General features: G+C 63.0%; 15 protein-coding genes and 3 tRNA genes. 14 read left to right on the top strand and 4 right to left on the bottom strand.

The genetic code is table 11. The annotated features are described in order from the left end of the window. Positions 1-9 precede the first annotated feature (9 nt). Positions 10-870 carry a formate/nitrite transporter family protein gene (locus ING15_RS06480; protein ID WP_206453974.1) on the top strand — a complete coding sequence of 287 codons (861 nt, stop codon included), beginning with the start codon at positions 10-12 and terminating at the stop codon, positions 868-870. Positions 871-937: 67 nt separating this feature from the next. Here ING15_RS06480 and rlmB read toward each other — a convergent pair whose 3' ends face one another. Beyond that, a complete protein-coding gene (gene rlmB / locus ING15_RS06485; protein ID WP_206453975.1) occupies positions 938-1,789 on the bottom strand; it encodes a 23S rRNA (guanosine(2251)-2'-O)-methyltransferase RlmB in 852 nt (283 codons plus the stop codon). A 237-nt stretch (positions 1,790-2,026) separates the two neighbouring features. Here rlmB and ING15_RS06490 point away from each other — a divergent pair. The 7 genes from ING15_RS06490 (at position 2,027) to ING15_RS06520 (ending at position 7,141) form a co-directional block, all read left to right on the top strand. Next, a tRNA-Tyr gene (locus ING15_RS06490) sits at positions 2,027-2,111 on the top strand. A gap of 22 nt (positions 2,112-2,133) precedes the next feature. Beyond that, a tRNA-Gly gene (locus ING15_RS06495) sits at positions 2,134-2,207 on the top strand. A 174-nt stretch (positions 2,208-2,381) separates the two neighbouring features. Continuing rightward, positions 2,382-3,557 (top strand): elongation factor Tu, encoded by a 1,176-nt coding sequence (tuf, locus tag ING15_RS06500; RefSeq protein ID WP_206453976.1) that lies wholly within the window; start codon positions 2,382-2,384, stop codon positions 3,555-3,557. 234 nt (positions 3,558-3,791) lie between these two features. Further along, positions 3,792-4,736 carry an ELM1/GtrOC1 family putative glycosyltransferase gene (locus tag ING15_RS06505; protein ID WP_332873790.1) on the top strand — a complete coding sequence of 315 codons (945 nt, stop codon included), beginning with the start codon at positions 3,792-3,794 and terminating at the stop codon, positions 4,734-4,736. A 17-nt stretch (positions 4,737-4,753) separates the two neighbouring features. Continuing rightward, on the top strand, positions 4,754-5,419 hold the full coding sequence (locus ING15_RS06510; RefSeq protein ID WP_206453978.1) for a hypothetical protein: 666 nt from the start codon (positions 4,754-4,756) through the stop codon (positions 5,417-5,419). 138 nt (positions 5,420-5,557) lie between these two features. Beyond that, complete coding sequence (locus tag ING15_RS06515; RefSeq protein WP_206453979.1) at positions 5,558-6,250, top strand: glycosyltransferase; 693 nt, start codon at positions 5,558-5,560, stop codon at positions 6,248-6,250. Between the two features lie 27 nt (positions 6,251-6,277). Beyond that, positions 6,278-7,141: a 3-deoxy-manno-octulosonate cytidylyltransferase gene (locus tag ING15_RS06520; RefSeq protein WP_232845607.1), complete on the top strand. Its 864-nt coding sequence runs from the start codon at positions 6,278-6,280 to the stop codon at positions 7,139-7,141. A 22-nt stretch (positions 7,142-7,163) separates the two neighbouring features. Here ING15_RS06520 and ING15_RS06525 read toward each other — a convergent pair whose 3' ends face one another. The 3 genes from ING15_RS06525 to ING15_RS06535 all read right to left on the bottom strand — a co-directional run bounded on the left by ING15_RS06525 (position 7,164) and on the right by ING15_RS06535 (position 9,326). Continuing rightward, the gene (locus ING15_RS06525; RefSeq protein WP_206453980.1) at positions 7,164-7,877 is read right to left on the bottom strand and encodes a hypothetical protein; all 714 of its coding nucleotides are present in this window, start codon (positions 7,875-7,877) and stop codon (positions 7,164-7,166) included. 64 nt (positions 7,878-7,941) lie between these two features. Further along, positions 7,942-8,682: a 3-deoxy-manno-octulosonate cytidylyltransferase gene (gene kdsB / locus ING15_RS06530; protein WP_206453981.1), complete on the bottom strand. Its 741-nt coding sequence runs from the start codon at positions 8,680-8,682 to the stop codon at positions 7,942-7,944. 11 nt (positions 8,683-8,693) lie between these two features. Next, positions 8,694-9,326: an HAD family hydrolase gene (locus ING15_RS06535; RefSeq protein WP_206453982.1), complete on the bottom strand. Its 633-nt coding sequence runs from the start codon at positions 9,324-9,326 to the stop codon at positions 8,694-8,696. A 278-nt stretch (positions 9,327-9,604) separates the two neighbouring features. Between ING15_RS06535 and ING15_RS06540 the strand changes: the two genes are divergently transcribed. The 6 genes from ING15_RS06540 (at position 9,605) to rplJ (ending at position 12,745) form a co-directional block, all read left to right on the top strand. After that, positions 9,605-9,680: transfer RNA gene (locus tag ING15_RS06540), tRNA-Trp, on the top strand. Positions 9,681-9,810: 130 nt separating this feature from the next. Further along, a complete protein-coding gene (gene secE / locus ING15_RS06545) occupies positions 9,811-10,008 on the top strand; it encodes a preprotein translocase subunit SecE (RefSeq protein ID WP_206453983.1) in 198 nt (65 codons plus the stop codon). Positions 10,009-10,039: 31 nt separating this feature from the next. After that, positions 10,040-10,570 (top strand): transcription termination/antitermination protein NusG, encoded by a 531-nt coding sequence (nusG, locus tag ING15_RS06550; protein WP_206453984.1) that lies wholly within the window; start codon positions 10,040-10,042, stop codon positions 10,568-10,570. 146 nt (positions 10,571-10,716) lie between these two features. Continuing rightward, positions 10,717-11,145, top strand: coding sequence for a 50S ribosomal protein L11 (gene rplK / locus ING15_RS06555; protein ID WP_206453985.1), 429 nt, complete (start codon positions 10,717-10,719; stop codon positions 11,143-11,145). A 4-nt stretch (positions 11,146-11,149) separates the two neighbouring features. Next, a complete protein-coding gene (rplA, locus tag ING15_RS06560; RefSeq protein WP_206453986.1) occupies positions 11,150-11,848 on the top strand; it encodes a 50S ribosomal protein L1 in 699 nt (232 codons plus the stop codon). Between the two features lie 378 nt (positions 11,849-12,226). After that, on the top strand, positions 12,227-12,745 hold the full coding sequence (rplJ, locus tag ING15_RS06565; protein WP_206454128.1) for a 50S ribosomal protein L10: 519 nt from the start codon (positions 12,227-12,229) through the stop codon (positions 12,743-12,745). The last annotated feature ends 10 nt before the right edge of the window (positions 12,746-12,755 follow it).

Raw genomic sequence — 12,755 nt, forward strand, 5'->3', positions numbered from 1 at the left:
AGGATGCCCATGCCCGCTGATATATCGGCCGATTCGCAGTCGTCGCATCAGGATCTCGACGGTGAACGCGCGGGCAACCCACAAAAGGAACCGGGAAGTAGCAACCGGCTTCGACGGGCCAGTGCCCAGGCGATCCACGACGCCATTCTGGCTGATGGCGAAGAGGAACTCTCTCGTCCGGTGATGGCCCTCTTTTGGTCCGGCATAGCAGCCGGCTTGGCGATGGGTTTATCCCTGGCCGCAGAGGGGCTCTTGAGCGCAGGTCTTCCGAAAACAGACTGGGAACCCCTGATTTCAAGCTTCGGCTATACGATCGGCTTCGTGGTTGTTGTACTGGGACGTCAGCAGCTGTTCACCGAAAATACCCTTACCGTCGTGCTGCCTGTCCTTGAACAGAGAACCCTGTCGGCACTCGGCCTCATGCTCCGCCTCTGGGCAGTGATACTCGTGACGAACGTCGTCGGAACACTGCTGTTCGCGGCGGTGGCTGCCCATACCGACATTTTCAGCCCGGATGCGCGGGAGGCTTTTAGTGAAATCGGTCAGAAGGCCGCAGAGGCGGGTTTCTGGTTGACCATGCTTCGGGCGGTCGTTGCCGGTTGGCTGATCGCGCTGATGGTCTGGCTTCTTCCGGAAGCAGGTGCGGCTAAGATTTTTGTGATCTTGATCCTCACCTATGTCATCAGCCTGGGTGATTTCGCGCATGTGATCGCCGGATCGGCCGAAGTCGCATTTGCTGCCTTTTCGGGAACGGCTAGCTGGACCGACTACTGGCTGGGTTACATGCTCCCGACGCTGCTTGGAAATGTTGCAGGCGGCGTGACCTTTGTCGCCGTCCTCAACCACGCACAAGTTCAGAGTAAATCTTGACTTACAACTATGGCGGGCCGTTTCGCTCGTCCGGCGGATGCGGGCATTCGCCCGCCGGGCAGACCCGTCAGCCGAGGTGACGCCGCGTCGCGTATAGCGCGATGGCGGCGGCATTGGAAACATTGAGCGAGTGGATCGCGCCGCTCATCTCCAGCCGTGCCAACACATCGACCGTCGCCCTGGTCTTCTGGCGAAGTCCTTTGCCCTCGGCGCCGAGGACGATGGCGATCCTGTCGCCCGACAGCGCCGCCTCGATGCTCTCGGGCCCCTCCGAATCGAGGCCGACGGTGCGAAAGCCGCGTTTCGACAATTCCGTCAGCGCTTCGGCGAGATTGACGACTTCGATCTGAGGAACGTGCTCCAACGCCCCCGAGGCAGCCTTGGCGAGAACACCGCCTTCGTGGGGCGAATGGCGGGCGGTTGTAACCAAGGCATCGACGTTGAAGGCCGTCGCCGAACGCAAAATTGCGCCGACATTGTGCGGGTCGGTCACCTGGTCCAGCACGAGGACGAGGCGGGCCTCTCCAAGGTTGGCCAGCCGACGGGCCGGCAACGGATCGGTCTCCAGCATGACGCCCTGGTGGACGGCGTCGCTTCCGAGTTCGGAATCGAGCTGTCTTGGCTCGACGAGCTCGACCGGGCAGCGGAGCTGATCCTCGGCCATGTCGAGCCGAGCCAAGGCATTGCGCGTCGCGAGCAAGCGGTGGAGCTTGCGACGCGGGTTGCGAAGCGCCGCGGCGACCGTGTGCAGTCCGTAGAGCCGGACGCGCCCCGCCGGTTCCGGGCGACCGGGCTGGGCCGGCTTGCCTTGGCGGAGCTGCGACGTGCCGTCCTCGCCTCGCTTGCGGTCGCGATGGGCGCGCCGCAGCTTGGCATAATGGGAATCCTTGGGTGTGTGTGTCGTGGTGTCGTCGCTCATCGCTGCTGCTTATCGTAGCTGGTGCCGGGGCTCAATGCGCGGGCTTCGGTGTGCGTGCCAGGCGAGGCGGGCGCGATCCTTCGTTTCGGTTCGTTGCCGATCGCAAAAACGCGAGGCGGAGTGCCGTTGACAGATCGCTCCGAGCCTTTCATAAGGCCGCTCGGAACTGCGGGGGTTGGCGAACACACCGCCGCGATCCATGTAAGGCCAAGCGCTTGCGCGTGTCGGCGGCAGTTCGGAGGGGTGTCCGAGTGGTTAAAGGAGACGGACTGTAAATCCGTTCGCTATGCGTACGCTGGTTCGAATCCAGCCCCCTCCACCACTGCCGATCGTTTGCTAGAAGTGCGGGTATAGCTCAATGGTAGAGCAGCAGCCTTCCAAGCTGAATATGCGGGTTCGATTCCCGCTACCCGCTCCAAAGCCATAGCCGGGTCCGCGGGTCCGATGGTCGCCGCATCTCCCTGAAATCGATCGTGTCACCGGGCGTCGCGTTGCACGGTTTTGTCGCGCCGCGGCTCGGACGCTTGTCATTGCCGGCCGCACTCGCTATGTGGCGCCGGAAAATAACCGCCTGCGAAGTTGGGAGTCGGCGATGGCCAAGAGCAAATTTGAGCGCAACAAGCCGCATGTGAACATCGGGACGATTGGTCACGTTGATCACGGCAAGACGTCGTTGACGGCGGCGATCACGAAGTATTTCGGCGAGTACCGTGCATATGACCAGATCGACGCGGCGCCGGAGGAGAAGGCGCGCGGGATCACGATCTCGACGGCGCATGTGGAGTACGAGACGGAAGCGCGGCACTACGCGCATGTCGACTGCCCGGGCCATGCCGACTACGTGAAGAACATGATCACCGGTGCGGCGCAGATGGACGGCGCGATCCTGGTGGTTTCGGCGGCGGACGGCCCGATGCCGCAGACCCGCGAGCACATTCTTCTGGCGCGCCAGGTTGGTGTTCCAGCGATCGTGGTGTTCTTGAACAAGGTCGACCAGGTTGACGACGAGGAGCTTCTGGAACTGGTCGAGCTTGAGGTTCGCGAGCTTCTGTCGTCCTACGACTTCCCGGGCGACGACATCCCGATCATCAAGGGCTCGGCGCTGGCTGCGTTGGAGGATTCTGACAAGACGATCGGCGAGGACGCGGTTCGCGAGCTGATGAAGCAGGTCGACACCTACATCCCGACGCCGGCGCGTCCGATCGACCAGCCGTTTTTGATGCCGATCGAGGACGTGTTTTCGATTTCGGGTCGCGGCACGGTGGTGACGGGGCGTGTGGAGCGCGGCGTGGTGAAGGTCGGCGAGGAAGTCGAGATCGTCGGCATCCGCGACACCAAGAAGACGACGGTGACGGGCGTGGAGATGTTCCGCAAGCTTCTGGACCAGGGCCAGGCGGGCGACAACATCGGTGCGCTGATCCGCGGCGTCGACCGCGAGGGCGTCGAGCGCGGCCAGGTTCTGTGCAAGCCGGGTTCGGTGAAGCCGCACACGCGGTTCATGGCCGAGGCGTACATCCTGACCAAGGAGGAGGGCGGTCGCCACACGCCGTTCTTCACCAACTACCGGCCGCAGTTTTATTTCCGCACGACGGATGTGACCGGTGTGTGCACGCTTCCCGAGGGCACCGAGATGGTGATGCCGGGCGACAACGTGACGATGGACGTGACGCTGATCGTGCCGATCGCGATGGAAGAGAAGCTGCGCTTCGCCATCCGTGAAGGCGGCCGTACCGTCGGCGCCGGCATCGTCGCCTCGATCGTCGAGTAAGATACGACTAGGCGGGGGCGTAACCGCTCCCCATCGTGAAGTAGTAGACGGGCCCGCGAGGGCCCGTTCACGTTCGAGGGCGGCGCCTCGCGACGCGGCGGATCGCCCGTGCGGATTGTCCTTCGACCCAACTCCGCGATCACTGCCCCTCGACCGGGCGGAAGCGTCTGGCGCGCGCGGCGCCATCTGCGCTAGAAACCAGCCGGAACGTTGCGAGGGGATCGCTAGTTGCGAGTGTGGACCGTCAGCGAAGAGAAGGCCGGCACGCTGACTCAGTGCCTTGGCGTTGCCGGCCATCTAACGTCCGATCCGAAAATCCATGCGGTCGGGCGGCTACCCAAATGGCGACGCGGCCTGTTTTCTCCCTATCGCAGCGTCCGCGAGACCGAGCCCGACATCGTCATTTCCTGTGGCTGGTTCGCCGAGCGTCACGTGGCGCGGATCAAGGAGCGCTTTGGCGGTCGGCCGCTCGCCGTGCATCTGCAGCCCCCGGCGCCACCGTCACGGGGAGTCTACGATCTCGCCTTCGTCTCCCGCCATGACTGGAAGAGCGATCGGCTTGAGGGCACCGAGTACCGTAGCATGATCGGCGTACCCCATCGCGTCGAACGGCCTCGGCTGGAGGAGCGACGGCGGGCGGCACGCGGGCGCTGGCTGTCGGCCTGGGATGACAGGCAGATCGTCGTGATGCTTCTCGGTGGGCCGAACGGCGCCTATGATTATGACGCGCCCACGATCGAACGTCTGGTCGGGACCGCCCGGCAACTGGCGGCGGATGACCGCCGGGTCCTCGTCTCCACGTCCCGCCGCAGCCGCCCCGAACTGCTGAACGCGCTGCTTCGGATCGATGACGAGCGCGTCGATGTATGGGATCGGACGGGTGGGAATCCCTATCACGACTATCTCGCGGCGGCCGACGCGTTCCTGATCGGCAAAGACACAGTGACGATGCATTGCGAGGCGTTGACGTCCGGGCGTCCGGTCTACAGCCTCGACCTGGCGCCGATCGAGGGCGAGCGGCTAGAGAAATTTGAATGGTTTCACGCGGACCTGCAGGAGACGCTTCGGCTGACCCGACCTTTCGCGGGCGATCTCGCTCCCTACGACTATGCGTTCAGTGACCAGGCGGAAGAGATTGCCCAGACAATCCAAGCGCATCACGAGACGACGCGTCGATGACCGCTAAGCAGGTGACCATGGTCGCACAAACGTGCCGGCTTGATGCGATCCGGGAGTCGCACCGCGCGCAGATGGACCGTCTTGGGCTGCTTCATCGCCCTTGGGTGCTGCTCGGCGGAGCCCCAGAGCCGACGATGCCGAAGGCGCTCAAGGCGAGCCATGCCCGGGTCGACATCAACAATTCCGGCCTGGCGGCGAAGCGTCTCGGGTGGGGGCCGGCGGCTCTCACCGTGCGCAGGCCGGTGGAGTCGTGGGAGGTCTTTCCCGACCTCGAAACGGGAGCCATGCTGTGGTTCAGCCCCCGACCAAAATGGCGGCAGCACTGGAAGCTGATGCGCCAGCGTGAAGCGAAGATCGGCGCGCTGGTGTCGCTTCATCCTGACGATCGGGAGGCGATCAACCAGGCGCTCATCGGGCCGGAGATGATCAGCATCGGCGAGTTGGGCAAGCCGTCCACCGGAATCGCGGCTTTGTGCTACGGGCTGTTCCTAGGCGTACCGGAGATCGTCCTCTCAGGCTTTTCCTTTGCTCGCACGGGCCATTCCTATGACACACGGGCGCGACCCCGCTGGCAAATCGCCGAGGACCGCCATGCGCTCGGACAGTTGAAAGACGACCTGCGCGTGGCGACGAGCGAACCGGAACTTGCCGCGGATACCCGGCTTCGCCTCTGGGCTCCCTGACGCCGTTGTCGATCGTCCTCGAACCGGGACGGCTCACGCTTTCCCGCCCGCACTTGCCACTTCGATGACATGCGACGTTGGCCTTTGCCGATCGCCGGTGTATGACCCCCCGGTTTCGCAATTCAGCAAGGTGGTCTCGTGACGCAATCGAAAGTCCAAGTTTTCGTCGGTTTCGATTCGAAGGAGGTGATCGCCTATCACGTTCTTTGCCAGAGCATCCTTGAGCGCTCCTCGATGCCGGTGGTCTTCTCGCCGCTCTACCTGCCGAATCTGGAAGGGATATTCACACGCGAACGTAATGCCCTGCAGTCCACCGAGTTCTCGTTCTCTCGCTTCCTGGTGCCGTGTCTGTCGGGCTTCGAAGGCTGGAGCCTGTTCATGGACTGCGACATGCTCATGCGCGCCGATATCGCGGAACTCTGGGAGCTTCGTGACGACCGCTATGCCGTCATGTGCGTGAAACATGACTACCAGCCCAAGGTCGAGACGAAATTCCTCGGCCAGACACAGACCAAATACGAAAAAAAGAACTGGTCGAGCGTCATGCTGTTCAACAACGCCAAGTGCCGTGCCTTGACCCCGGATTTCGTCAACACCGCGACGGGCTTGCAGCTTCATCAATTCAAATGGCTCGACGGCGACGAGAATATCGGCGAACTGCCTGCGGCGTGGAATTGGCTGGTCAACGAATACGATTATCGGCCCGACGCCAAGAATGTCCACTTCACCGACGGCGGACCGTACTTTGATGAATATAGGCGCGACGATTACGCCGAGGAATGGTTCGCCATGCGCGAGCGTACCCTGCATGTTCAGCAGCGCGGCGACTGACCGGCTCTGGCGAGGGAGCGGCGGAGATTGAGCGCGATAGCGGATCAGCCGGCGAGTCTGCCGGAGACGCTTGACGGCTGGGCTGCCTTCTTCGGCGGCTTCGAGCGGGTGGTGCTCGTCGCCAACAGCGACGCCGTCGACATCGCGTCGCTGTCGTCGCGCCATAGCGATGGTACACTCTTCGTTTTCTTCAACAAGGTCTTCAAGGTTCTCGACGCGCCCTTCGCCCGGCCTTCGCTGCTTATCGCTCGCAGCAGTCAGGCGGGCGCCAACATCGTCTATCGGCGAGAAGTCGATGACGTGCTACGCCTTCTTAGCGGCGACCACTTCGAAGGCATCGCGAATCTGAAGGCCGGCGGCGCGGAAACCTTTAGCCCGGCCGAGGCGTTCGGCGGCGCGCGGGTCGGATTTCTCGATCTCGCGCCGGTCTTCGTCGATTTCTATCCGGATACTCATCTGCCGACGAGCGGTTTCGCGCTCGCTTTCTGGCTAGCGGAAGCCTGCCCGACATTGACGATCGTATTGGCCGGCTTCACCGCCCGCCGCTCGGCGCGCTGGAAGCTGTTCCACGATCACGAATGGACGTTCGAGCAGATCGTGAACCGGCTGCTTGTACGCAGCGGACGGCTGGAGATGGACGGTGGCGGCCGTGGCGGCCAATGGGAACGAATCGCGGCGCGCCTGCCCGGTGTCACTCCGTCCGACATCGCGGTCGTCTCGGCCGAGGTGTTGTCGGAGCGGCTGGAAGGCACCAACATGGCGATCGATCGGCTCATGTCCTTGACCAGGCTTCAAAGCAGAATTGACGGCTTGCTGCGGGGGCTGAAGCCGAAGACCCGCAAGCAGAAGCTCGCCGAGAAGACTTCGAGCGAGGCGCAGAGCCGAACTTGAGCCACAATGCCCCGTATGTTGCTCAGCCCGCCGGGACGCCCTCAAGCAGCGGAATGCCAGTCACCTGGCTGAGCCCCGGCTCGGTTGTCACGACCTCGGAACAGCGCGCCGCGACGACGGCGAGTGCGGCCCGGTCTTCCTCCAGATGGCGCCGGATCCGCGCCGACGGATCATAGGCGTAGCCGTCGCTCTGAAGCGAGATGCCGGCGACGATGATCTGCGGAATTCCCACGGCAATGGCATAGGCGATGAGTGCGATCCCGTTGGAGGGACGGATTTCCGAGCCGGTGACGCCGAAAAGGCTGCCGAGGGTTCCGATGATGAAGGCGTCCCGTTCGCGATGGGTAAGCGCGCATTCATTCGCGCCCAGAACCGGCAGATCGCGGCGAATTCGGGTCAGCAGGCTGTGGCGCTTGCGAAGCCGCAAGACGGCGTCGAGGTCGAGGCCGTCGATCTGCTGCTTCGTCGTCTTGGCCAGGAGAAAGGTCAGGTCTCCCGCCGGCAGGCCGTACTGGCGGGCGGCGTGACCGGCATATTTGACGTGAACATGGGCTGTCCCTGGCGGGAAGGGTTGCGGGACATGCGGATCCGGCGCGGAGCCGAGAACGAACCAGGGGCGGTCGAGCAGACCGCGCGCTCTCAGCCATGCCGCATGGCGTGCCGCCAGGACCGGAAAGTCGGCGGCGATCGCCTGTTCCTCGCTCGGACTGAGGGGCCGCCGCGTCGTCTCTGTCATGGCTGTTCCTCGCTGACTCATCGCCATATCGCGAACGTGGCACCGATGCCGCTGCGGACGACCGTCACTGGCTCCCCGCCATCATCGCGCGAACACGGTCGAGATCGGCGGGTGTATCCACGGGAATGCCTTCGTCATTTGGTACCTGAACCATCATCACGCTGTAGCCCTGTTCGATAAATCGCAGCATTTCGACCCCCTCGGCCCGTTCCAGGGGGCCGGGCCGCAAGGAGGCGAAGCGCTCCAGCCCCTCGCGCCGGAAGGCGTAGAGGCCGAGTTGGCGCAGATGGCGAACCGCGCCACCCTTGGGGTAGGGGATCGGCAGACGCGAGTAGGCCATCGCGAGACCGGCGGTGGTGGTGACGACCTTGACCACGTTGGTATCGATTGCGTCGGAGGGCGAGGAAATTTCGTTGTATCCGTTCGAGGCCTGGACGTTGGGATCGTCGCAGGTGGCGATGCCGCGGGCGACCTGCGCGATGGCCTCGGGGTCGATCATCGGTTCGTCCCCCTGGACGTTGACGATGATGTCGGCGTCGAGGCGCCCGGCGCATTCGGCCACGCGATCGGTCCCCGAGGCATGGTTCTCGCGCGTCATCATCACCGGCAGGTCGAGCACCTCGCAGACCTTGCGGATGCGGTCGTCGTCGGTCGCGATGGTGGCGGCGTCGATGCCTTCCGCCTCGATCGTGCGCTGATAGACGTGCCAGAGCATCGGCTTGCCGTTGATGTCCGCGATCGGCTTGCCCGGGAAGCGGGACGCGCCAAAGCGGCAGGGAATAACGGCGACGATACGCGGTGCCATGGGAAGGCTCCTCAGCTGAGTAGGAATGTCTGGAGGTCGGCCGGTGCGGTGGCCGCGAAAATGCAGTCGGGGGGCCGGGCGCCATAGCCCCAGTCGACATGCACGTAATCGATATGCGCCCGGCGCGCGGCTTCGGCATCAGAATCCATGTCGCCGACGAAGACCGTGTCCGACGGATCGACATTGCAGCGGGCCATGGCGAAAAGGAGATGGTCGGGCGCCGGCTTGCCGCGTAGACCGTCACGGGGAGTTATGACGACCGAGAAGTGGACCGGCAGGCGATCGAGGACCAGTTCGGTGCGCGCCGAATCCTTCGATGTGACGATGCCGAGCCGGCGACCGCTTCCGACGAGCGTCGACAGCATCGCGTCCACCCCATGGAAAAAGGGCGTCACGTGAAGCGATTGGCTGGAGGCACGGCGGAACACCCGTTCGACGGTGCTGGCCGCATGGGCGAGACCGAGCCGGGCCATGATGTCGGGGAAGGGGCGGCCGATCTCGGCGAAATAGGCGTCGAAGGGCACGGAGACGCCGAGTTCGTCGCGCACGCAGCTCCAGGCGCTCTCCATGTTACGGCGCGAATCGAGAATCACTCCGTCGAGATCGAACAGGATCAGAGCCTTTTGCCGTATTGCCGATGTCATGGGTCCTAGCCGGTTCTGATCTTGTTGTTCCTCGGCCGATTACGCCTCGGCGACCGCCTCGGTCGTTCGGCGGCGGATGTACCGACAGGTCATGTGGGTGTCCAATGGAAACTGAGGGCGCCGATCTCGGGATCGGGGTGGTCGAGGTGCTGCCGCCAACTGATCGGTCTCCTGGGCGCATGTCGCAGTCAAAGGCCTGCGCTGCCCAGGCTTCGAATGGTCGTGGAGAAAAATGGTGTTGCAGTTCACGTCGCGAGCCGATATCTCGACCCCACCATAGGGGTATAGCTCAGTTGGTAGAGCGGCGGTCTCCAAAACCGCAGGTCGTAGGTTCGAGCCCTACTGCCCCTGCCATTCGCCGCAAACGAGATTCTGTATAGCCGGCCCTTGTGAATCGCGGCGAGGGCGGGTACAGGAGCGGTGATCGACATATGGCGCGTGAGGCTGGTGGTCAGCCTCCACGCGCATTAGCTGTGAGCGGTGTATGGCCAAGACCAATCCTTTCACATTTCTCCAGCAGGTTCGGTCGGAGACCGCGAAGGTCACATGGCCGACTCGCCGTGAAACGATCATATCGACGATCATGGTGTTCGTGATGGTCGCTTTCGCCGCGGCGTTTTTTTTCGTCGCGGATCAGGTGCTCGGCTATGTGGTCGGCCTGATCATGAATGCCGGCGTCTGACGCCGACGTCGCAGGAGACATCGTAAATTTCATGACCGCCCGCTGGTACATCGTCCACGCCTATTCCAATTTCGAGAAGAAGGTGGCCGAATCGATTGAGGAGCAGGCCCGCCAGAAAGGGCTCTCCGACAAGTTCGAAAAGATCCTCGTGCCGACCGAGAAGGTGGTCGAGGTGCGTCGTGGTCGCAAGGTCGATGCTGAGCGGAAGTTTTTTCCCGGTTATGTCCTGGTCAAGGCTGAGCTAACCGATCAGGTCTTCTCGATGATCAAAAATACGCCGAAGGTCACGGGTTTTCTTGGTCCGGACAACCGGCCGGTTCCGATTTCCGATAAGGAAGCTGAGCAGATCCTGATGCAGGTCCAGGATGGTGTGGATCGGCCGAAGCCGACGATCTCGTTCGATATCGGCGAGCAGGTCCGGGTCTCCGACGGTCCCTTCGCCTCGTTCAACGGCGTCGTCCAGGACGTTGATCAGGAACGCGCGAGGCTCAAGGTCGAGGTCTCGATCTTCGGCCGCGCGACGCCGGTCGATCTCGAATTCGGTCAGGTCGAAAAGGTTTGACCTAAAGGGGCTTGTCGCCCGAATCCTCGTGCGGAAGGCGTTCGGCTCTAGCCGGCCGGAGATGCCGCACCGCGCGGACTGCAGGTAGCCGACGGCTCGGTCGCTGAAGACTGGCCGTTCGGCTTGAACAATGAAGGCAGGAGCAAATGGCTAAGAAAGTACAGGGCCAGCTGAAGTTGCAGGTCCCGGCCGGATCGGCGACCCCGTCGCCCCCGATCGGTCCGGCGCTCGGTCAGCGCGGCATCAATATCATGGAGTTCTGCAAGGCGTTCAACGCACAGACCCAGGATCAGGAGAAGGGTTCGCCGATCCCGGTGGTGATCACCTATTATCAGGACAAATCCTTCACCTTCGCGATGAAAACGTCGCCGGTCAGCTACTTTCTCAAGAAGGCTGCCAACCTTAAGAGCGGCTCGAAGGAGCCGGGCAAGAGCGTCGCCGGGTCGGTAACGCGCGAGCAGGTGCGCGATATCGCCGAGAAGAAGTTCAAGGATTTGAACGCGAACGACGTGGAAGCGGCCATGGCTATGGTCGAGGGCTCCGCCCGTTCCATGGGCCTCGAAGTGGTGGGTTGAGACGATGGCAAAAGCTGGAAAGCGCATCCGTAACGCCCGCGACGGCATCGAACGCACTAAGCTCTACGGTCTCGACGAGGCGGTCGAGTTGTTGAAGGGGCGTGCGAGTGCCAAGTTCGACGAGACGATCGAAGTCGCGATGAATCTGGGGGTCGATCCGCGCCATGCGGATCAGATGGTTCGCGGTGTCGTCAATCTGCCGAACGGCACCGGCCGCACCGTCCGCGTCGCCGTGTTCGCGCGCGGCGACAAGGCCGAGGAGGCCAAGGCCGCCGGCGCCGACATCGTCGGGGCGGAAGACCTTGTCGAGCAGGTCCAGGGCGGCACGATCGATTTCGATCGCGCCATTGCAACGCCGGACATGATGGCTCTCGTCGGTCGGCTCGGCAAGGTGTTGGGGCCACGCGGTCTGATGCCAAACCCGCGGGTCGGAACAGTGACGCCGGACGTCGCCGCAGCCGTTAAGGCATCCAAGGGAGGTGCCGTCGAATTCCGCGTCGAAAAGGCCGGCATCGTTCATGCCGGTGTCGGCAAGGTGAGCTTCGAAGGCAAGGCGATCGCGGAGAATATCCGGGCGTTCGCCGATGCAGTGCAAAAGGCCAAGCCCTCGGGCGCCAAGGGCAATTATGTCCAGCGCGTCGCGATCACGTCGACGATGGGCCCTGGCGTCAAGATTGATCCATCGACCTTGAATGCGGCTTAGGTCCGACCCTTAACACCGGTGGGCGGCGCACCTATATGCGCCGATCACCTTCACCAAGGTTCCGGGCTTGCCCCGGTGCGCGGGAGCCTTTCGGGGCTCCCTGAATGCCTGTCCGAGATTGTGGGCGACCGGTTGCTTCGGCATCCGGTCATAATCATTAGAAAGCCCGCATGAGACGGGGAAGTTCCAGATTCTCCGGGATCAGCCCGGGTTCTTGGTTCGAACCTCTGAATGCCTTGTGTCGCCCATGGGTTCCGCGGAATCCGCGAAGGGTCCGGCCGAGGGGACAGGATCTCCGAGCGTCGTCCGGATGATCCGGGCGGCAAAAGGCAACCGGCCGCGGCTTCTTCGGAAGCTGGGGCTAAATGGAGAGAGGCAGTGGACAGAGCGGAAAAACGCGAATTTGTCACGACGCTCAACGAGACCTTCAAGGACTCGGGAACGGTCGTCGTGGCCCACTATGCCGGTCTTACGGTCGCGCAGATGAACGACTATCGTTCGAAAATGCGCGATGCGGGAGGCACCGTCAAAGTCGCGAAGAACCGCCTCGCCAAGATCGCTCTTCAAGGCACGGACGCCGAAGGCATCTCGACGCTGTTCGAGGGCCAGACCCTGATCGCCTATTCAGGCGACCCGGTCGCGGCGGCAAAGGTCACCAACGATTTCGCCAAAGGGAACGACAAGCTCGTTATCCTGGGCGGGACGATGGGCAAGACCACACTCGATGCGAATGGTGTGAAGGCCTTGGCCTCCATGCCGTCGTTGGATGAACTCCGGGCCAAGCTGGTCGGCATGATCAATACGCCGGCTACTCGGATTGCTGGGGTTCTCCAGGCACCTGCGGGACAACTCGCGCGTGTTTTCGGGGCCTATGCCAAGAAGGACGAGGCGGCGTGAGGACGGTTCC

The sequence above is a fragment of the Aurantimonas marina genome (assembly GCF_017183135.1).
Lineage (GTDB): Bacteria > Pseudomonadota > Alphaproteobacteria > Rhizobiales > Rhizobiaceae > Aurantimonas > Aurantimonas marina.